The organism is Gimesia benthica (genome assembly GCF_009720525.1).
Taxonomy (GTDB): Bacteria; Planctomycetota; Planctomycetia; order Planctomycetales; family Planctomycetaceae; genus Gimesia; species Gimesia benthica.
Genome location: NZ_CP043930.1, coordinates 6,829,073 through 6,849,535, shown reverse-complemented (window position 1 = coordinate 6,849,535; position 20,463 = coordinate 6,829,073). Strand labels below are relative to the sequence as shown.

Below are 20,463 nucleotides of genomic sequence, written 5' to 3'. Positions count from 1 at the left end.
CCTGAAGTGTGAACCGTAGCCTTAACTGTCAGAGTGTACTGCCTCTGATTATAAATAACGGATCTTTGCACATCAAAGTTTTCTGTCTGCTTCGCATATCATAATCAGCGCGGAACCCTCCACACTCATCATTATCGCGATTCTGAACAGTTTCAATACAGATAAATCCCCGGTTCTTCTATGGGGGAAACCATTACCTTGAAACCGACCTGGTTCGATTTGCATCAAGATCGGAAAAAAGGCTCTGATTTGATTTACCTTCACTTGAGTTCTTTCGAGAAATCAGTCAATTTGACGGATCTTAACCTGTAGTCAGTTCAAGCGTATTCTGCTAGGATGCAGAATGAAGGACGACAGGACCTGTTTCCAGCAGGAAGGACTTCCCACCAGATGCAGCAGACAGTCTCGAAGCACGACCTGAACCTGGGTTCGATTCTCTCAGTTAGAGGCAGCGTTATTGACGCTGTTTTCCCTCACCGTCTGCCCGCAGTCCAAAGCGAACTACACGCGGGTCCGCACCAGGAAATCATCATCGAGGTGCTCACACAGCTTGACAGTCAGACTGTGCGTGGCATTGCCTTAACATCCACTCGCGGTCTGGCACGGGGCTCTCAGATTCTCAATACGGGACATCCGCTAAAGGTCCCCGTAGGTCAGCAGCTGTTAGGCCGTATGCTGAATGTCTTCGGTGAACCCATTGATCAGGGAACGGCCATCGAAGAGGCCAACTGGCGTTCGATCCATCATCCTTCCCCGGCACTGGTGGAACGGCCACCACGTTCCGAAATCTTTAAAACCGGGATCAAAGCCATCGATCTACTGGCCCCGCTCGAACGGGGCGGAAAGGCGGGACTATTTGGTGGTGCGGGCGTCGGAAAAACCGTATTGATCACCGAACTGATTCATAACGTCGTCGGTGCCCACAAAGGGGTCAGTCTCTTCTGTGGTATCGGGGAGCGTTGTCGTGAGGCGGAAGAACTCTACCGCGAAATGAAAGATGCCGGAGTACTCGATAATACGGTCATGGTTTTCGGTCAGATGAATGAACCGCCGGGGGCCCGCTTCCGTGTCGGGCATGCCGCTTTGACCATGGCTGAGTATTTTCGGGATGAACAGCACCAGGATGTCCTACTGCTCATCGACAACATATTTCGCTTTATTCAGGCAGGAACCGAGGTCTCCGGACTGATGGGGGAACTCCCGTCCCGCGTCGGTTACCAGCCCACTCTCGCCTCGGACCTGGCAGAACTCGAAGAACGGATCTGTACGACAACCAGCGGTTCGATTACTTCCGTGCAGGCGGTTTATGTTCCCGCAGATGACTTTACCGATCCTTCCGCGGTCCACACCTTTGCTCACCTGTCGACTTCGGTTGTGCTCTCCCGTAAACGAGCCTCAGAAGGACTCTATCCCGCAATCGACCTGCTGAACTCCAGCTCCAAAATGCTGATGCCACCGATTGTCGGCGATCATCATTACCAGGTTGCGCAATCCGTAAGAAGCACCCTCGCAAACTATGAAGATCTGAAAGATATCATCGCCATGCTGGGGCTGGAGGAACTCTCCCGTGAAGACCGACGGACTGTGAATCGCGCCCGTCGCCTGGAACGGTTTTTGACTCAACCCTTCTTCAGCACTGAACAGTTTACGGGCTATGAGGGTAAGTTTGTTTCACTGGACGAAACACTGGATGGCTGCGAACGCATTCTTAATGATGAGTTCCAGGATGTCTCCGAACGCACACTCTACATGATTGGTTCAATCGACGAAGTCGCCTCAAAACAAAAGGGAACCATGAAATGAATCTCAAAGTGCTCCTGCCAACGGAAATCCTGGTCGACCAGAGCGTCACTAAAGTGATCGCTGAAGCGGAAAATGGTTCCTTCTGTCTCCTGCCCCGGCACGTCGACTTCCTGTCAGCATTATTACCTGGCATTTTGACATTCGTAGACGATCAGAACCTGGAACATTATCTTGGTATTGGTGGAGGGATTCTCACCAAAACCGGATCCGAAGTCCGCGTCTCGACGATCTATGCCGTCCAGGGAGAAGACCTGGGTACGCTCCGCCAGCAGGTCACGGAACAGTTTGAAGCCATCAATGAGCGGGAGCGAACCGTACGCTCCGCTATCGCCCGACTGGAAGCCGATATTCTCAGACACTTTGTCAAACAGGGAATCACCGCCGATGTCTGAGCTGCCCCCGGAACAGGAAAACGGCTCTGAGATCCCCGGGAATCAGGGTCACCCGCTGCACCTGCATAATCGCAGTCAGATTGAAAAACGGATTGCTTCACAAGAGGCGCGAAAACTGAAAGCCCGTGAAGAAAAACATCATACCATCTGGTTCGGTCTGGGCATGTTTGGTCTGATCGGCTGGTCAGTTGCGATTCCGGCTGTGATCGGTGCACTGGCGGGAATGTGGATCGACTCCCGCTGGCCATCTCGATATTCCTGGAGCCTGATGCTGTTGATTGGTGGAATTACCCTGGGCTGTTTCAATGCCTGGAAGTGGTTACATAAAGAAGGAAACGTGGACCGATGAATCTTCCCTTGAGTATGCAACTCCTCGTCAGCCTGCTCGCCGGGCTCCTGTTGGGTGCCATTTTTTTTGGCGGACTCTGGCTGACCGTGAAACAACTTCCCAAAGTCTCAGCCCCCTGGCTGCTGTTTCTGGGTAGTGCCCTGGGTAGAACCCTGATCATTCTCGCGGGTTTCTGGTGCGTGGGGATCTGGTTATCAGAATCATTTCGCTGGCAACGCACCGCGGTTTGTCTGGCAGGATTCATCATCGCGCGGATGATGATTACCCGCTATACACGTTCGACAAATGTGCCTGCCACTGGAAAGTCTGCCTGAATGAATATTTCACCCGATGTCCCACTCTGGCAGTGGGAATGGATCATCCTCAATCGCACCATTCTGTTTACCTGGCTCGTGATGGCGATCCTCGTGATCGGTTCCTGGTTCATCACCCGCAGACTGACCAGCGGTCCCAGGATTTCACGTGGACAGAATCTGCTGGAGGTCCTCGTGATGGGACTGCGGAACCAGATCAGAGAAGTCAGCCAACAGGAACCCGGACCATACATGCCATTTGTGGGGACCCTGTTCCTGTTTATCGTCGTCTCAAACATCCTCTCGATTGTTCCCGGCTATTATGCACCAACCAGTTCGATTTCCACTACCGCAGCTCTAGCGACCTGCGTATTCGTGGCTGTTCCTATATATGGTATCGCGCACCAGGGGCTGCCTGGTTATCTGAAACAATATATACAGCCTTCGGTATTCATGCTCCCCTTTAATATCATTGGCGAATTTTCGCGGACCCTGGCCCTCGCAGTTCGCCTGTACGGCAACATCATGAGCGGCTCGGTCATCGGGGCCATTCTACTCGGTTTCGTCCCCCTGTTCGTGCCGATCCTGATGCAGGCCTTTGGTCTCTTAACCGGGATGATCCAGGCTTATATTTTTGCGGTACTGGCAATGGTCTACATCGCCTCCGCTACGCAGAACGATCAGGGGCCCGCGCAGCGACAGGATACAGACAATACAGATTCGCAGACCACTTCGACTCACACTCCCACATCATAAATGAGGAACGTCTTCTATGGATGCAGATACCGTCATTGCAGCAGTTTCCATCTTTACCGCAGGCATCACAATTGCCATCGGTTCGGTTGGCCCCGCGCTCGGGGAAGGTCGCGCCCTGGCACAGGCCCTGAGTGCGATTGCCCAGCAGCCCGATGAAGCCAGTACGATTACCCGTACGCTGTTCGTCGGCCTGGCCATGGTGGAATCCACGGCAATTTACTGCTTCGTGATTTCCATGATTCTGATTTTCGCAAATCCTTTCTGGAATCACTTCCTGCAGGCCACCGGCAGTTAATTACTTTAGAAGTACACTCGGGATTAGAACATGTCCATTGATTGGTTTACGTTTACCGCTCAAATCCTCAACTTCCTGGTGCTCGTCTGGCTGTTGACGCACTTTCTGTATCAGCCGATCACAAAGGCGATGCAGGAACGACAGCAGAAAATCGCTGACGAACATCAAAAAGCCCTTGACTTACAACAACAGGCAGCGAATGAAGTCGAGGAATTCGAGGAGAAGAACGCAGAACTGACACACGCTAAGGATGAACTGCTGGCTGAGGCAGGCAAAGAAATCCAAAGCTGGCGCGAAGAGCATCTGGCACGTGCCCGGAAGGAAGTGGATCAGGAAAAAGAGGACTGGTACCGAGCTCTGCATCGGGAAAGGGAATCGTTCCTCCGCGAAGCCCGCGTACGGATGGCCGGCCACATCCACCACATGAGCCAGTGCGTCCTCAAGGAACTGGCCAATGCCGATCTGCAGCAGCAGACGATCTCTGTATTCCTTGAACGCATCAGCCGGATTGAAGAGCAGCAGAAGCTCAAATTCCGTGATCTGCTCAAAACGCCCGACAGCCGGGTCCTGGTGGAAAGTGCCCTTGAGCTGGAACAATCAGATCGCGATCGCATCAGTAAGTTCATCTCAGAATTTCTCGATATAAAGGTCGATATCGAATATCGCGAACGCCCCGATCTGATCTGCGGGATCGATCTGCATATCTCCGGATACAAAGTCGCCTGGAACCTGCAGGAGCCACTCGAAGAACTGGAAGAAGAATTTGTCCGTTCCCTGAATGAAGTCATCACCCTGGAATCCGGCGTCGAAAGTACGCCTCCTGCCTCCTGAAATGATACGAGACCGACACAACCTGCGTGAAAGAGCTTTATGAGTATTCATCCTGCTATCCAGATTCTGCTCGATAACACATTCGGTAAATTCGGTGGTGTTTTGGAGCAGCACGATTTCGATCCCCGGTTGATTGAAATCGGAAAAGTCACCTACGTCGGTCGCAGTCACGCCCGGGTCAGCGGACTTCCCAACGTTCAATCAGAAGAACTGCTGCAGTTTCCCAATCATGTACTGGGACTGGCGTTGAACCTGGATCCGAATGAAGTGGGCGTCGTCCTGCTGGATCCCAGTGACCAGTTGACAGCCGGCGATGAAGTTCGCCGCACACATCGACTGTTAGACGTACCAGTCGGTGAATCATTGATCGGGCGCGTGATTGACCCGGTGGGTCGCCCCCTGGATGGCCACGGTCCCGTCTCTGCGGCCGAACGTCGTCCTTACGAACGTGATCCAGCATCGATTACGGATCGCTCCCCCGTTACGGTTCCACTACAGACCGGCCTGAAAGTGATTGACGCTCTGATCCCCATCGGTCGCGGCCAGCGGGAACTGATCCTCGGAGACCGACAGACCGGAAAGACTGCCATCGCCCAGGATACGATCCTTAACCAGAAAAACAAAGACGTGATCTGTATTTACTGCGCCATTGGTCAGAGAAATACCGCAGTCGCGAAAGTCATAGACGATCTTCGCAAGCATGGTGCGCTGGATTACACTGCTGTCGTCGTCGCCGAGAGTGATGCCCCCCCGGGTCTGCAGTTCGTAGCCCCGTATGCAGCGACCACCCTCGGCGAGTATTTTATGGACCGTGGTCAGGATGTGCTGGTCATTTATGACGATTTGACTTCTCACGCCCGTTCCTATCGCGAGCTTTCTCTGCTACTCAGACGGCCTCCCGGGCGCGAAGCCTTTCCTGGGGATATCTTCTATCTGCACTCCCGACTGCTCGAACGGTCAACACACCTGCATGAACGACTGGGAGGCGGTTCTCTGACCGCCCTTCCCGTTGCAGAAACGGAAGCTCAGAATCTTTCTGCCTATATTCCGACGAACCTGATTTCGATCACCGATGGCCAGATCTATCTGTCTCCCCAGTTATTCCAGAAAGGAATTCTGCCCGCTGTGGATGTGGGGCGTTCCGTTTCCCGAGTCGGCGGCAAGACACAACTGCCTGCCTACCGGGCAGTCGCCGGCGATTTACGGCTCTCGTACAGTCAGTTTGAGGAACTGGAAACGTTCTCCCGCTTCAGCAGTCGTCTGGATGAGGAAACGCTGGCAACACTGGAACGGGGACGACGGGTGCGTGAGATCTTCAAACAGCCTCAGTACCAGACACTTTCCGTGCCGGAGCAGATTTCGGTCCTGGTCGCGATGTCTGCAGGTGTCTTCGATGATATTGATTTAAAGCACATCCGAACTTTGGAAGAACGCATCGCTCCTCTGCTCGAATCCGACTTCCCTCATCTGAGCGAGTCCATTCTGGAGGGGAATAAACTGACCGACGGTGATCAACAGGCGATTGTAGAAGCAGCGCAAAAACAGGTTGCATTATTCACACAGGACCAGGCTTGAAGTGAAGCAGAAGCATGCAGGACTTTGAAACCTTAAAACGCAGTATCGATAGCACACGCGACCTGGAATCGGTGGTGAGGACAATGAAAACCCTGGCCGCGGTCAGCATCCGCCAATACGAACAGGCCGTCGATTCACTGGAAGATTTCGCGGAAACGGTCAATCGCGGATTGGCCATGGTTTTGAAAAACGTCCCTCCGCAGACCAGCCTGTCTGAACTGCAGAGAACCGGTTCAACAGGCATTATTGTTTTTGGATCTGACCAGGGAATGTGCGGTCAGTTCAATGAGCAGATCGGCTCGTTCGCACTGGATTATTTTGCGGATGATCCCCAGCCAGCGACGCAGCATGCCTGGATGGTTATCGGATCCCGTATCTCTGGGAAACTTCTGGACGCTGGTTGCCAGATCGACTACGAATTCAATCTGCCGGGAGCCGTTACCGGCATATCCCCCCTGGTCGCAGACATCCTCGCAGAAATTGATCGCTGGCGATATGAACGACACCTGGGGAAAATCTATATCTTCTACAATCAGCGGGTTTCCGCCTCATCCTATAAGCCACATGCCCAGCAGCTACTGCCCATTGATCCTGCTCTACTCGCAGAGAGTTATACACCCGCCTCATCATCCCGGTCGCTGCCCCTGTTTACGATGCCTCCCGGCGTTTTACTCTCGCGGCTCATTCGACAATATCTGTTTGTTTCGCTGTTCCGCGCCTGTGCAGAATCTCAGGCGGGTGAAAACGCAAGTCGGATTGCGTCCATGCAGGCGGCAGAACACAATATTAAAGAGCGGCTGATGAATCTTCAGGCCGAATTTAATCAACGTCGCCAGACCGCGATCACAGAAGAACTCCTCGATGTGGTCACCGGCTTTGAAGCTCTCAAGGAGGAGAAATAAAACACCGACTGTCTGAATATCTAATTTCAACACATTTAATATAACAGAAAGCGCAGTACCATGACCGATCAGCCCGCAACTCCCGTAGCCAGCGATTTCATGACCACCCACGTGGAAGTCGTCACTCCCGACATGCATTTGTCTGATGTGATCCATTTTCTGTTGAAGCATCATGTCTCAAATGCGCCCGTGGTCGAGATCAAGGATGGCAAGAAGATCCTGCAGGGTTTTATCTCCGAACACGATTGTCTGTGTGCTCTCTCTGATGAAGTCTTTTTCGGCTTCCCCAGTCCTCCGCAGACGGCCCGCACCATCATGACCGCGCATCCGATCTGCATTACCCCCCACACAGATCTGTTCTCGATTGTCTCAGTCTTTAACAGCCACAAACTGCGACATCTGCCGGTTGTAGAAAATGGACACCTGCTGGGGATTGTCAGTCGGCACGATATCCTCAAAGAGATGGATGAATATTACAAAAAGAATCTGCATCACCAGGATCACGAACGCATGCTGCGTGACACATCGCAAACCTTCAACCTGCGATTCACCATCGATCGTGATCACGAGTAAGTCCATCTTCAAAGTCAGCAGATCCGAGGCAGCGGACTCCCCAGGGGGTCCGCCAGTGGCTGTTCCGCTCCCAATGTGCGTTGCACTGTCACGGGAGCAACACCGCGTTCTCTGACAACACCGATCCGGCTGGCCCGCTCCATGCCCGGAATCGTCTGCAACTGGGCAACAGCCTCTGCCGCCGCCCCCTGCTCCACAGCCAGCAGCATCGTCCCTTCGTTAGCGATGTGGAGTGGATCGAGCCCGAGCAACTCACTGATTCCCCGTACCTCAGGCGTTACAGGCAGAGTTCGTTCCTCGATGCTCAATGTCATTCCACAGGCTTCTGCCCATTCGTGCAAGACCGCCGCAGCGCCTCCTCGAGTCGCATCGCGGAGACAGCGGATTCGTGTCCCCAGAACACTTCGCAAGTGATCGACTGCGTGAAATAAGGAACCGGAATCACTCGGGGGCAGCGGCTCGATGCCCAGTTCTTCCCGCACCGCCATCACCGCCATCCCGTGCTGCCCCAGGGGACCACTGACAATCAGTTCGTCACCCGCCAGTAGCTGTTCCGGACCAGCGGGAACCGGCTCCAGTAACTCGCCGACCCCTGCGGTATTGATAAACAGTCCATCCACCGCCCCCCGTGGAACAACCTTGGTATCTCCGGCCACTACCTGCACTGCAGTCTCTCCCGCTGCTCGTGCGACACTTTCCAGAATTCGTTCCAGCACCGCCAGAGGAAGCCCTTCCTCGATTATCAGTGAGAGGGTCAGCCAGAGTGGTCTGGCGCCGCTGACCGCCAGATCGTTTACCGTACCGTAAACCGCCAGCGAACCGATGTCGCCTCCCGGGAAAAATAATGGGGTGACGACAAAACTGTCCGTTGTCATGGCCAATGGTTGCCCGCTGTGGGGTAATCGCGCGGCGTCATCCAGAGTCTGAGAAGAGACCGACTGCAGGATTTTTAGAATCCGCTCCTGGATCAGCCTCCGGGATAGCCGTCCCCCTTCTCCGTGCGCCAGGGTCACGCATTCCGCATGATCGCGCAGTGAGACCGGACAGTTCAGCTGCCAGCCGCCTGGAGATTTTCCTTCCCGCTCGGTCATCTTCCGCTTCTTCCTGATAATTTCCGTTACTCAGTTCCGTCTCAAGTTGTTTGGTCCACAGGTATTCCATAACGATAATAGGCGGCACAGGCGCCTTCCGAGGAGACCATAGGTGCTCCTAAAGGAGAATCGGGGCTGCAGCGTTTACCGAATTCGGGACAGTCCGGCGGTTTCAGCTGACCGGTCATGACGTCATAACTGCGACACACATCATTCTCCAGCACCGGCAGCTCAGTTTTTTCAAAACGCAGTCGCGCATCAAAGTGGCTCCACTCAGGTCGTAGTTCCAGGCCTCCGCGGGGAATCACACCGAATCCACGCCAGGTGCGATCGTTGATCTGGTAGATCTCTCGCACCAGATCGCGTGCGGCACGGTTCCCCGCGGCCTGCACAGCGCGGGCATAACAGTTTTCCAACCGTGCCTGTCCCTGTTCGAGTTGTCTTACACAGGCCAGTATCCCTTCCAAAAGATCGAGCGGCTCAAAGCCGGTGACGACCACGGGCAACTCATAACGTTCCACAAATGATTCATACGATTCGTAGCCCATCACGGTACAGACATGACCTGCCGCCAGAAATGCCTGAACCCGATGATCGGGTGCTTCCACCAGGGACTCCATCGCCGGCTGTACACGCACATGCGAAACCAGCAGACTGAAATTCTGCACTCCATCCCGTTCCGCCTGTCTGACCGCCAGTGCCGTTGCCGGGGCCGTCGTTTCAAAGCCGACTGCGAAGAAGACGACCTGCCGCTGCGGGTTTTTCTGAGCCAGTCTGACCGCATCCAGAGGCGAATACACGACCTGCACCTGCCCGCCCGCGGTGCGGACATCGTGCAGCGACCGCTTGCTGCCCGGCACACGCAGCATATCACCAAAGCTGGCGAGGATCGTGTCTTCCCGCTGTGCCAACTCGCAGGCGAAATCGATGTCTGCCTGACTGGTGACACAGACTGGACAACCGGGACCATGAATCAGTTCTACGATACCCTCCAGTTCTGCAGCGATCCCGTGTCGGAGCAGGCTGTGGGTCTGGCCCCCGCAGACTTCCATTAACGTCCAACGGCGGGTGGCTGCCTTCTGAATTTCTTTCAGCAGGCGTTGTGCTGCGGCCGGGTCTCGATATTCATCCAGGTACTTCATGATTCGTACCCCGTGTCGTCTGGCTCGGCTGCCTGCCAGCCTGCATCGTCTCCCATCGCGGCCAGCGTTTTGAAGATCTGTTCTGCTTCTTCGGGGTCCACTCGACTGATGGCGATGCCGGCGTGGACGATGACGAATTCTCCTTCCTCCGCTTCCGTGACACAGGCCATATGCACCACACGACGTACGCCGTCGAATTCCACTTCCGCCTGTGCAAAGACGCCTTCCCGCTCCAGCCAGCGTACAATTTTTCCCGGGATGCCTAAGCACATTGGTTTGTGTCCTTCCTTTCCCGTCTGGCTAGCGCAATCGCCAGCTGACCCGCCGCCAGGCCGCCATCGTTGGGGGGAACCCGTCCCGGTAGACCAAGCTCCTGTCCATTCTGTCTGAACTCAGCAGCGACCGTTTCGACCAGGCAACGATTCTGAAACACGCCCCCTCCCAGAACAACGGGAAACTCCGCATACGAAGCACAAAAACGGGCAATCCCGCGTGCCAGCCCCCGATGAAAACGCATCGCCATCCGCCCCGGTTCAACTCCCTGCAGCCGATCCTCCCAGATCTGTCTGACCGCCGGTCTCCAGTCGAGTTCCCGCAGATCGCCCTCCTGCATCGGAAAGTCATACGCGTCTGCTTCTGCTGCATCACAGGCCGCTTCGAGCAACATTGCTGCCTGGCCCTCAAAACCGGAATGTCTACAGCCCAGGATCAATGAGGCCACTCCATCAAACAGCCGCCCCGCGCTACTCGTCAGTGGGGAGAGACGTCGGGATTCCGCGATTTTGAGCAGTGCTGCCACCTGACTATGTTCGGTTTCCAGTTCGTATGCTGCCTGATCTCCCAGTGCGTCTGCCAGTAACGTCACCGCAATTCGCCACGGTTCGCGAATCGCCTGTTCGCCACCCGGTAATGCGAACGGCAACAATCGCCCGATGCGTTCATATTCCCGAGCGCTCGCGAGTAAGAATTCGCCTCCCCAGATGGTCTGATCTTCGCCCCAGCCGGTTCCGTCGAATGCGACTCCCAGGACACGTCGTTCCAGCCAGCCCTGTTCCAGCATCCCTGATGCGATGTGTGCATGATGATGCTGTACCTGTTCCAGTGGAATGTTTTCACGTTCCGCCCACTGAGTCGTGAAATAATCCGGATGTTGATCACAGACCAGGCCTGCAGGTGAGACATCATAAAGTTGTTCAAGAGCCTCTAACTGGCCCAGATACCGTTCACAAGCGGCTACGTGATCCAGCTCTCCGATATGCGGCCCCAATATCGCCTGCTGTCCGTTACACAGCGCGAAAGCAGACTTCTGCTGCCCTCCCGTGGCCATCAATGATTCGTCACTTTTCACAGGCAGGGACAACGGAGCCAGCCCGCGGGCCAGCCGAATGGTGACACTGAGTCCCGCGATGATACGGACGACGCTGTCATCGATGGGGCGCTGAATTGGCCGATCGTGTTCCAGCCACAGATCGGCACCTTGGCTGATCTCGGCTTCGATTATCTTTGATTGACAGGGGATGGGCGATCCTTCCCGGTTCGCGCTGGTGACAACCAGTGGAAATCGGCATTGCTCCAGCAGCAGTGCATGCAGCGGTGTCGTGGGTAACATCACCCCCAGGGTCTGTAATCCGGCATTCAACTCACGTGACAGACCAGACTCCTGCCGGGCACGCAGCAGTACGATCGGCGCTACGGCTGAACTGAGTTCCCCGGCTTCCACGTCGTCTACAATTGCCAGTCGCTGTGCTTCTGCAAGCGATCGGACCATGACAGCCAGGGGCTTGGACGGTCGATGCTTCAGGCGGCGTATTGCCTGAACCGTGGCATCAGAACGGGCATCACCGATTAACTGATAGCCTCCCAGGCCCCGCAGTCCCACAATCTGACCGCGTGCTAATGCCTGAGCTGCTCTTCCAATTGAAAGCTGACCTGAGGCAACAGTATTTCCTTGAGAATCCGTCCCCCAGACTTGAGGTCCACAGTCCGGACAGGCGATGGTTTGTGCATGAAACCGTCTGTCGGTCGCTGACTCATATTCGGCTGCGCACGCATCACACATCGCATATTCTGTCATCGCAGTCTGCCGTCGTTCGTATGGCATGGCGTGAATGAGTGAATAGCGGGGACCACAGTCCGTGCAGCTGTTAAACGGATATTGATAACGACGATCATCAGGATCGAAGATTTCTTCAAGACATGCCTGACAGACGGCCTGGTCCGTGGGGACTGCGGTTCTCAGCACGCCGACCTCGTCACTCTCCTGAATCTGAAACGAACTCAAGCCCTCATATTCAACAGGTTGACGCGCCCGTGTTTCCAGTACTGCTTCAACCGGCAGATGGGCCTCCAGCCCCTCCTCGAATCGCTGTATCAGCGGAGCAGGTCCCTCTACGTGCAGCTTTACCCCCGCAGAGGTGTTACAGATTGAACCGGCCAGTCCCAGTTCGTGCGCCCAGCGTGCTACCGCGGGTCTCAGGCCGATTCCCTGCACGCGACCGTTGCACGTAAGCTGTACGGCGATCTGTGTTGCTTCCGGATTACTGGTTGCCTGCCGGTTCATAGACGGACTCGATTTTTTCCTGATACTGCTGTTCCAGAAATTCACACCATTCCTGAATGCCACTATTATCGATTGCACACGTCGTCAGGACATTCAGCTCGGGTTGAATTTTCAACGCATCTTCGGTCACTGCTTCGATAGAGAAAGGGACATGTGGCAGCAGATCCTGCTTGGTCACAACCATAGCCTGACTGGTGCGAAACATCTTGGGATACTTGCCCGGCTTATCGTCCCCCTCCGTCGTGCTGATCAGGACCACGCGGAGGTGCTCTGCCAGATCGTGGGACGCCGGACAGACCAGGTTACCCACGTTCTCGATAAACAGAAAGTCGACTGCCGGATCTCCCAGCGCCTGCAATCCCCGCTGCACAAGAGGTAGTTCCAGATGACAGGCGCCCCCCGTTGTCAGCTGGGCTACCGGTACTAAGGGTGCCAGTCGTTGTGCATCCCGGTCTGTTTCCAGATCACCAACCAGCACGGCCATGCTGCGGCGACCAGCCCAATGCCGGGCCGTCGCTTCCAGCAGAGAGGTTTTGCCCGAACCTGGCGAGGAAAGCAGGTTGATCACCAGCGTCCCCCGCCGACCCAGTCGTTCCCGTTCTGCAGCCGCGTCCGCTTTCTGTTCCGCCTGGATGTCCCGTCTGACAGATAACACGCGGGTGTTCATGACTTCGCTCCTGACACTGAATTTTCAGAATCGACAGTAATACTCATCAGTTTCACCTGGTCTCCCTGAATCACCTCAACGGGGCCGGTTCCACAAGCCGGACAGAGAAACTCATTATCCTGCACTTCAAAACACTGACCACACAGCCGACACTCCGCCTTGACCGGCACGATGTCCAGCACGAGGCGACATTCCTGCGGGAACCATTCTCTCGCCAGTTCTGTAAAAGCTGATTCAAATAACAAAGGTTCGACTCCCGACAGGTCTCCGACCTGCACCTGAATCTCTTTCACCACGCCCCCGCCATCGTCGGCAACGATCTGCTGAACCTGATTCAACAGCGTCTGTACCAGGGACCGCTCATGCATGATCGACCTCCAGAGAACGTATGACATCCCATTCCCGACAGATCGACTCGACGGCGCGTTCCACGCCGGCAGACACCTTTGACGAGATGGCGTCTCCCGGAATTGTCTCTGAAATTTCTACACCCCAGATGATAACCAACTCAGGAAGCTGTCCCAGTTCCTCCGCCAGCGATAACACCCCCGGCAGTGCGATCTGATGTGTCCCCGACCAGTTCACCTGATCCAGTTCAGTAGTTGGCCACTGCCAGCGATGCACGCTCCCCACCGGGCTACCGCCGCGACAGGCATCACAGATGACGAGAGGATACGCAGGATCGAGCCAGTTGAGCAGGTCATCCGGCGTTCGTGAATAATGAACCATCGCCTGAGACAGGCCTCTTTTCTCCAGCGCGCGGACAATTTCCCACCCAGCCTGATCATCGCCATGCGGACTGCCAAGCCCTGCGACCTGTATCTGTCGGGAATCTGTCATAACTCAGGACCGTTCTATCGTGACATTCAAAAAATGCGTGGAACAACTGATGCACGGATCATAGGCCCGCACCAGGTTTTCACAGAGACGGGCCGCCTGTGATTCTTCTTTCTCAATTACCTGGCCCACCCATGCTTTCAGATCGACTTCAATCTGTGCCTGATTCTGGGAAGTCGGAGGAATAATGTCCGCCTCGACGATCTTACCTTCAGTGTCAATTTCGTAACGATGAAAGAGTGTTCCGCGGGGCGCTTCCGTCGCCGACATGCCCACTCCGGCCTGGTATTCATAAGTCATGCGAGGCTCCTTTGTGGAATGCTCGTCACGAAGAATCTGCAGCGCCTCTTCGTACGAGTGCACCAGTTCCAGCCCCCGGGCGATAATGGCTCGATGCGGATTCCTGCACTCGGGCTCAAACGCAATTTCATCAGCCAGTTTCCGCGCCGCTGGAGAAAGCCGATCGCGGTTCAGATTCACCCGTGACAGGGGGCCCAGCAGATAGGGACGCCCGGTCGTTTTGCGAATGGCGTGCAGGGCCGTCGAGTGTGGTACCTGTTGTTCCTGAAACTCATCGCGGTAGTTGCTGATTTCGATCTGATCTCCGGAACTGGTCTGCATGACGCCTTCGTTCATGGGATATTCGTCGGGATGCGAGAGTGAAACAAATTCACAATCCGATTCCAGTTCGGGATATTCGAAACCGGCGACCCAGCGGGTGGTCTCAATGGCTGCGTTCAAACCCCATTCAAAATCGGGCACCAGTTTCTGAAACTCGTTGCGGCTTGGAATACGATAGAAGCCTCCGACACAGACATTCACGGGGTGAATGGCCCGCCCCCCCAGCAGGTCGACTAACTGATTCCCATGTTTCTTCAGTCTCAGCCCCCGGTTGACCTCGTCCGGGAACTGTTTGGCCATCGCCAGCCCGCTTTCAAATCCCAGAAAATCAGGGGCGTGTAACAGATGCATGTGCAGGCCGTGACTCTCGATCCATTCCCCGCAATACAGCAATCTGCGCAGTCGACGTATCTCGGGAGTGATTTCGACTCCCAACGCCATTTCCATCGCATGCACGCTGCTCATCTGGTACGCCACAGGACAGATTCCACAGATCCGGGCCGTAATATCAGGGGCATCTTCGAGTGGCCGTCCCCGCAGGAGCGCTTCAAACAGCCGCGGCGGTTCGTAGATTTCCAGACGGACTTCTTCTACCTGCTCCCCCTGCAGGCGGACGTAGAGCCCCCCTTCTCCTTCCACGCGAGTCAGCGTTTCGACTTTGATCTTTCGCTCGGTCATCTGCGCTGATCCCCCTCCAGTTGCACTAGACGCGTACTCTCTGTTCGAAACGCGGGTGCGTATGCGTTGAAGTTTTTCAGCTTATGGGCAATTTCCGCTTTCGAGGCACCTTCCCGCTCCATCTGCGCGGAGAGGCTCACTAGATTGGCCTGCAGCGCGGGTCCGAAACAGCCATAACAGCCCCGGTTGTAACTGGGACAGAGTGCATGACACCCCGACTGGGTAACCGGCCCCAGACAGGCCGTTCCCTGCGCAACTGTGACACAGACCGTGCCTCGACGTTTACAGTCGAGACAGACACTGTGCCGGGGAGTACGGGGCGTCTGACCTGCAAGCAGTGAGCGAATGACTTCGATGAGTTGATACTGGTTAATCGGGCAGCCCCGAAGTTCAAAATCGACCTGCACATGCTCGGCAATCGGTGTCGACGTCTCGAGGACCTGGATGTATTCCGGGGTCGCATACACGGCCTGCATGAATTCATCTTTGTCGGCCCAGTTCCGCAGAGCCTGTATGCCCCCCGCGGTCGCACAGGCACCGATCGTCATCAGGAAGCGGGCATCTTTTCGTATCTGCTGAATCCGTTCGGCATCGTGAGGCGTGGTGATGGAGCCTTCCACCAGGGCGATGTCATACGGGCCCTCTTCCATATGGCTGGTTGCTTCGGGGAAATAGACGATCTCCACTGCATCCGCGACCGCGAGCAAGTGATCTTCGGCATCCAGCAGCGACAACTGACAACCATCGCAGGAGGCGAACTTGAATACTGCCAGGCGTGGCTTACACATATTTAAAGGCCCTCCACTTTCAACCAGGGAGAGATCTGATCGTAGCGGTAGACCGGCCCATCCTTACAGATGAATTCCGGTCCCAGTTGACAGTGACCACAAAGCCCCACCGCGCACTGCATGTTCCGTTCGGTCGAGACCCAGATCTGTTCGGTCGTCATCCCCAGCTGTAGCGCCGCCCGTGCAGTGAAACGCATCATGATGTCGGGGCCACAGATCATCATGATCGAATTGGCTGGATCGAAAGACTGTAGCCGTTCCAGCAACTGGGGAACGACGCCAACATTTCCCTGCCAGCCCGATGCTGACCGGTCCACTGTCTGGCGGACATCGAAGTCCTGTGCCTGCCAGCGCTGATACTCGTTTATGTAGAGTCGCATCTCCGGCGTGCGGGCGCCGTAGAGCAAAGTCAGTTGTCCATAATTTTCCCGCTCAGACAACATGCGATAGATCACCGGCCTTAGTGGTGGCAATCCAATGCCCCCCGCCACCAGAATCACATCTTTTCCCTTGCACAGATCCACGGGCCAGCTGGTGCCAAAGGGTCCTCGCAGCCCCAGAGTGTCGCCGACCTGCATGGCTGCAATCCGCCCCGTCACGTTTCCTGCTTTACGGATCGTGTGTGTTAATGTCTCTGTGGCATCCGGATCGCCACTCATGGAAATAGCAGATTCCCCTGCCCCCGGAACATATAGCATATTGAACTGCCCCGGAGCGAAGTGATACGTCTCGGCAGCTACGGAATCGATGAGTGCCAGCTGGTAAGTGGTCACACCACTCACTTCGGGTCTGATCTCGCGAATCACCGCGGTCTGTGGCACCCATGCATTCGCCTGGGGACTGAAGTGGCTGGCAGCAGCGGATGCAGATTCATTCATGATGAAGACTCCCGGATTGCGGCCACTTCGGCGGTTAAATCAATACCCACCGGACACCAGGTAATGCAACGACCACAGCCGACACAGCCGGAAGTTCCGAACTGATCTATCCAGCTCGCCAGCTTATGCGTCAGCCATTGTCGATAACGGCTGCGAACCCCGTTCCGTACCAGCCCCCCATTCATATAACTGAATTCGACATTGAAACAGGAATCCCACACCCGCTGGCGTTCGACCTGTTCGCCCGCCAGATCGCTGACCTCTTCTACCGAACTGCAGAAACAGGTGGGACATACCATCGTACAGTTCGTGCAGGAAAGACAGCGTTCCGCCACGTCGTCCCACTGGGGATGCTCCAGATTCGAGAGCAGCAGATCCCTGATATCAGTCGTATCGAATTCGCGTTCGATCTGATCGACGGCCTGTTGCCGGGCAGCAGTGGCCTGTGACTCCTGATCAGCGGAGACTTCGACCGTCTCCAGTTCCTGCAGAATCTCCTCGCCCTGTTCGGAGCCGACCTCTACCAGGAAGCCGTCCGATAATTCGGTCAACGCCAGGTCGAATCCCTGCTGACAACGCGGGCCCGTATTCATCGAAGTACAAAAACAGGTCGAAGCTGCCTGCGTGCAGTTCACCGCGATCACTAATGCAGCTGCACGACGACGCTGATACTGGGGATCTACATAGGGGCCTCCCACAAAGACTTTGTCCTGAATTCCGATGGCAGCCAGTTCACAGGCACGCACGCCCAGAAATGCGTATTGGGGAGTGGGTTCTTCAGGCTCGCTGAAATTCCATACCTGATCCGATTTTGTCGCTTTAGAAAGCATACTGAACGGGGGAAACAGATTTTTTTTCCAGGACTGGGGTCCGACATTAAATCCGAACAGTGCCTGATCATCGCGCTCTTCGAGTCGATACTTTCCCGGCTCCTGAATGTCGGTCCAGCCGCGGGGCAGATCGTCGATCGAATCGAGACGATCATAGACGATGGCTTCCTGATCTATCGTGGGGCCAATAATTTCGTAACCTCGCGAGTGCAACACATCAAACAGTCTGGCAAACTGATCGAGCGCGAGAAAACAGGATCGCCGGTCGTCGGCTTGTGGGGCTTCCATCATTCCACGGCCCCCTTCTCGCTCTGGAATGTCTGACCGGGCTGTTCGCCATACATATCCAGCACCTGCAGACGGCAGGCAACCAGCCGCTGTGACAGGGCCCGTGCAATCCGCTGCATGATCTGATACCCGATATCATGATCTGCATCACACAGCGCCCGTAACGCTTCGGCATTGATGGCGATGACTTCGGTTTCGTCGATCGCAGCAACAGTGGCTGTCATTTCTCCCTGCTGCAGTATTGTCGACCAGCCGACGAGGTCACCTGCTTCCAGGGTTAGCACCGGTAGACAGCCACGGGCGGGAATCGTCATACAGATCTCGACTCGACCACTGCAGATCACATACAGATCTTTGTGATCGCTGCCTTCTGTAAACAGAGTCTCCCCAGCCCTGAATTTCCGTTGTCGTGCTATCGCAGCCAGTTTATCTTGATCTTCTTCTGACAGTCCTGCAGTGAACCGCAGTTTCATCAGAATTTCCAGAAGCGGATTTGCCTCCATAGCAGCCTCTGCTTTCGTTGAAATCACAAGGAAGTCAGTCTGGATCTCTGCATCGGATTTTATCCCGCAGCACCGGCAGCGTCTATAGTGCCAACCGCGGAAGAGAAAACGAAAAACAGATCCGCTGTGGTATCGGGAATCTCCCTATCAGTGAAAAGGTTATTTGTCCCATACCAGATGAAAAATCGCCTTTGATAAAATAAAAATCTTTCCTGATTCGACCTTCGATCCACAGACAGGAACCATCCCGCATTGGCATGCATATTGCGTCTGAACCTATCGGGCTCTGATACCAGCCCCCTTTATGAAAGCCTGATTTTTGAGAACCGATGCCAGCATTCCGATTTTATTCGCATCACTCATTTAATTTCGTACAATAGAAGTTACAGCATTGACTGTCGCGGTTGCTGAACAGACAGTGCGGGTCAACTTGAGTTTGCGATCAGAAGCATCGGCTAATTGTCAACCAGCATCTACGTTTTTAATACTCAAGGAGCGATCTATGAAGACTCTCGCGCATGACGAACTGAAGTCGCTGACGGAATGGGAACAAGGCCCCTGCATTTCAATCTATTTGCCTCGACATCAGGCCTTATCCGACTACCGTGAAGATCCTATTCATCTACGAAACATGCTCGATCAGGCAGAGACAGCCTTACAGGAACGGGGGATGGGCACGGGCGAAATCAAAACGCTGCTAGAACCGGCTCGGAAAATCCAGAATGATGGCAATTTCTGGGGACGCGGCCCCGCCCAGGGAATCTGCATCCTGCTGGCCCCCGGCATGTTTCAGCAATACGACCTGTTTTATCAGTGTCCGCAGAGTCTGACCGTTGAAGACAGCTTCTACGTGAATCCTCTCTTCTACAAGGTCTACGAAAATGATCATTTTGACCTCCTGGCGGTCTGTCCCAAATCAGTCCGGTTGATTCGTCACCAGAATGGGGAGCTCAAGCAGTTGGATCTACCGGAAAATATCCCCGAAAATATTGAAGCCATTTCCTCGAAAACCCAGTTCGAGGAATCTCTGCAGCATCATACGACTTCTCATGTTGGTCCGGGGAGCGATAATGCCTCCATGCTGCACGGCCATGGTTTAACGAAAGAACTCAATGAAACCCTCTTGACGGATTATTTCCAGATTCTGGCCAAGCAGCTGGAAAAACATTTGGACAACAACGGGCCTACGATGATTCTGATTGCCTCCGAAAAACAACAGAGCATGTTCCGCAAACATTATCATGCGAAAAACCTGCTCGAACAGGGGATTTCTACCTCGCCCGATCATCTGAACGAGCAGGAATTGTACGAGGCGGCTTTACCGGTCATCGAACAGATCACCAGTAAACCGCTGCGTAAGGCCCGCGAACAGTATCAGAAACATCTGGGAACATCCCGGATTACTCACCAGCTGGAAGCGATCCTCCAGGCGGCTGACGAAGGCCGGATCGAAACCCTGTTCGCTCCGCTCGGCTCTGAACTATGGGGGCAGCCCCCCGGCGACGGCGAACTGGTTAAAACCCACGATCAACCCGTAAATGGCGACATCGCCCTACTTAACAGGGCTATCCGCAACACCTACAAACATGGTGGTACCCCTTACGTAGTTGCAGAATCTGATATGCCCGAAGACAAACCGGTCGCCGCATATTTACGCTGGTAGTAGTATTTGTAATTTAAAGTAATAAAACTCAAAACTGGACGATGTTCTCCATCACTCCCGCGGTATAGAATAGCTCTGCTATCCGAATCCTCGATCAGAACCTGACTTCACGTGGACCTGTGATGGAAGAACACTCCAGAGACGATTC

At 54.8% G+C, this 20,463-nt stretch carries 23 protein-coding genes; 11 read left to right on the top strand and 12 right to left on the bottom strand.

The window, feature by feature from the left end; genetic code table 11:
* Window positions 1-390: 390 nt before the first annotated feature.
* From atpD to F1728_RS26755, 10 genes are read left to right on the top strand one after another with little or no spacing between them, the layout of a single operon-like run.
* The gene (gene atpD, locus F1728_RS26800) at window positions 391-1,803 is read left to right on the top strand and encodes a F0F1 ATP synthase subunit beta (RefSeq protein WP_155366606.1); all 1,413 of its coding nucleotides are present in this window, start codon (window positions 391-393) and stop codon (window positions 1,801-1,803) included.
* Entirely contained in the window at window positions 1,800-2,195 is a 396-nt protein-coding gene (locus F1728_RS26795; RefSeq protein WP_145187665.1) for a F0F1 ATP synthase subunit epsilon, read from the top strand. Before atpD ends, F1728_RS26795 begins: the two co-directional genes overlap by 4 nt.
* Complete coding sequence (locus F1728_RS26790; protein ID WP_197993552.1) at window positions 2,188-2,544, top strand: AtpZ/AtpI family protein; 357 nt, start codon at window positions 2,188-2,190, stop codon at window positions 2,542-2,544. The genes F1728_RS26795 and F1728_RS26790 overlap by 8 nt, the downstream gene beginning before the upstream one ends.
* Window positions 2,541-2,858, top strand: coding sequence for an ATP synthase subunit I (locus tag F1728_RS26785; RefSeq protein ID WP_155366605.1), 318 nt, complete (start codon window positions 2,541-2,543; stop codon window positions 2,856-2,858). Before F1728_RS26790 ends, F1728_RS26785 begins: the two co-directional genes overlap by 4 nt.
* Window positions 2,859-3,593, top strand: a complete 735-nt coding sequence (locus tag F1728_RS26780) for a F0F1 ATP synthase subunit A (protein WP_155366604.1) — start codon at window positions 2,859-2,861, stop codon at window positions 3,591-3,593. It begins immediately after the preceding gene.
* A 16-nt stretch (window positions 3,594-3,609) separates the two neighbouring features.
* The gene (locus F1728_RS26775; RefSeq protein ID WP_145042003.1) at window positions 3,610-3,888 is read left to right on the top strand and encodes a F0F1 ATP synthase subunit C; all 279 of its coding nucleotides are present in this window, start codon (window positions 3,610-3,612) and stop codon (window positions 3,886-3,888) included.
* A gap of 30 nt (window positions 3,889-3,918) precedes the next feature.
* Complete coding sequence (locus F1728_RS26770) at window positions 3,919-4,719, top strand: F0F1 ATP synthase subunit B family protein (protein WP_155366603.1); 801 nt, start codon at window positions 3,919-3,921, stop codon at window positions 4,717-4,719.
* 39 nt (window positions 4,720-4,758) lie between these two features.
* The gene (locus tag F1728_RS26765; RefSeq protein WP_155366602.1) at window positions 4,759-6,294 is read left to right on the top strand and encodes an alternate F1F0 ATPase, F1 subunit alpha; all 1,536 of its coding nucleotides are present in this window, start codon (window positions 4,759-4,761) and stop codon (window positions 6,292-6,294) included.
* 14 nt (window positions 6,295-6,308) lie between these two features.
* The gene (locus tag F1728_RS26760; RefSeq protein ID WP_155366601.1) at window positions 6,309-7,196 is read left to right on the top strand and encodes a F0F1 ATP synthase subunit gamma; all 888 of its coding nucleotides are present in this window, start codon (window positions 6,309-6,311) and stop codon (window positions 7,194-7,196) included.
* Between the two features lie 60 nt (window positions 7,197-7,256).
* The gene (locus F1728_RS26755; protein WP_155366600.1) at window positions 7,257-7,769 is read left to right on the top strand and encodes a CBS domain-containing protein; all 513 of its coding nucleotides are present in this window, start codon (window positions 7,257-7,259) and stop codon (window positions 7,767-7,769) included.
* 14 nt (window positions 7,770-7,783) lie between these two features.
* On the opposite strand, the gene hypE is transcribed toward F1728_RS26755, so the two are convergent.
* Genes hypE through F1728_RS32355 form a run of 12 tightly spaced genes read right to left on the bottom strand, consistent with a single transcriptional unit; the run spans window position 7,784 to window position 18,622 of the window.
* Window positions 7,784-8,860, bottom strand: a complete 1,077-nt coding sequence (hypE, locus tag F1728_RS26750) for a hydrogenase expression/formation protein HypE (RefSeq protein WP_155366599.1) — start codon at window positions 8,858-8,860, stop codon at window positions 7,784-7,786.
* Window positions 8,861-8,901: 41 nt separating this feature from the next.
* On the bottom strand, window positions 8,902-10,002 hold the full coding sequence (gene hypD, locus F1728_RS26745; RefSeq protein ID WP_155366598.1) for a hydrogenase formation protein HypD: 1,101 nt from the start codon (window positions 10,000-10,002) through the stop codon (window positions 8,902-8,904).
* Window positions 9,999-10,274, bottom strand: coding sequence for a HypC/HybG/HupF family hydrogenase formation chaperone (locus F1728_RS26740; protein WP_155366597.1), 276 nt, complete (start codon window positions 10,272-10,274; stop codon window positions 9,999-10,001). Before F1728_RS26740 ends, hypD begins: the two co-directional genes overlap by 4 nt.
* Window positions 10,265-12,562, bottom strand: coding sequence for a carbamoyltransferase HypF (gene hypF / locus F1728_RS26735; protein ID WP_155366596.1), 2,298 nt, complete (start codon window positions 12,560-12,562; stop codon window positions 10,265-10,267). Before hypF ends, F1728_RS26740 begins: the two co-directional genes overlap by 10 nt.
* Window positions 12,540-13,229 (bottom strand): hydrogenase nickel incorporation protein HypB, encoded by a 690-nt coding sequence (gene hypB / locus F1728_RS26730; RefSeq protein ID WP_155366595.1) that lies wholly within the window; start codon window positions 13,227-13,229, stop codon window positions 12,540-12,542. The genes hypF and hypB overlap by 23 nt, the downstream gene beginning before the upstream one ends.
* On the bottom strand, window positions 13,226-13,597 hold the full coding sequence (locus tag F1728_RS26725) for a hydrogenase maturation nickel metallochaperone HypA/HybF (protein ID WP_194242544.1): 372 nt from the start codon (window positions 13,595-13,597) through the stop codon (window positions 13,226-13,228). The genes hypB and F1728_RS26725 overlap by 4 nt, the downstream gene beginning before the upstream one ends.
* Window positions 13,590-14,069: a hydrogenase maturation protease gene (locus tag F1728_RS26720; protein ID WP_155366593.1), complete on the bottom strand. Its 480-nt coding sequence runs from the start codon at window positions 14,067-14,069 to the stop codon at window positions 13,590-13,592. Before F1728_RS26720 ends, F1728_RS26725 begins: the two co-directional genes overlap by 8 nt.
* 3 nt (window positions 14,070-14,072) lie before the next feature.
* The gene (locus tag F1728_RS26715) at window positions 14,073-15,365 is read right to left on the bottom strand and encodes a Ni/Fe hydrogenase subunit alpha (RefSeq protein ID WP_155366592.1); all 1,293 of its coding nucleotides are present in this window, start codon (window positions 15,363-15,365) and stop codon (window positions 14,073-14,075) included.
* The gene (locus F1728_RS26710) at window positions 15,362-16,153 is read right to left on the bottom strand and encodes an NADH-quinone oxidoreductase subunit B family protein (RefSeq protein WP_155366591.1); all 792 of its coding nucleotides are present in this window, start codon (window positions 16,151-16,153) and stop codon (window positions 15,362-15,364) included. The genes F1728_RS26715 and F1728_RS26710 overlap by 4 nt, the downstream gene beginning before the upstream one ends.
* Window positions 16,154-16,155: 2 nt before the next feature.
* On the bottom strand, window positions 16,156-17,031 hold the full coding sequence (locus tag F1728_RS26705; RefSeq protein WP_155366590.1) for an FAD/NAD(P)-binding protein: 876 nt from the start codon (window positions 17,029-17,031) through the stop codon (window positions 16,156-16,158).
* On the bottom strand, window positions 17,028-18,149 hold the full coding sequence (locus F1728_RS26700) for a 4Fe-4S dicluster domain-containing protein (RefSeq protein WP_390644269.1): 1,122 nt from the start codon (window positions 18,147-18,149) through the stop codon (window positions 17,028-17,030). The genes F1728_RS26705 and F1728_RS26700 overlap by 4 nt, the downstream gene beginning before the upstream one ends.
* The gene (locus F1728_RS32355) at window positions 18,149-18,622 is read right to left on the bottom strand and encodes a Crp/Fnr family transcriptional regulator (protein ID WP_194242543.1); all 474 of its coding nucleotides are present in this window, start codon (window positions 18,620-18,622) and stop codon (window positions 18,149-18,151) included. The genes F1728_RS26700 and F1728_RS32355 overlap by 1 nt, the downstream gene beginning before the upstream one ends.
* Before the next feature lie 532 nt (window positions 18,623-19,154).
* On the opposite strand from F1728_RS32355, the gene F1728_RS26690 reads away from it, so the two are divergent.
* Window positions 19,155-20,315 (top strand): baeRF3 domain-containing protein, encoded by a 1,161-nt coding sequence (locus tag F1728_RS26690; protein WP_155366587.1) that lies wholly within the window; start codon window positions 19,155-19,157, stop codon window positions 20,313-20,315.
* Window positions 20,316-20,463 lie beyond the last annotated feature (148 nt).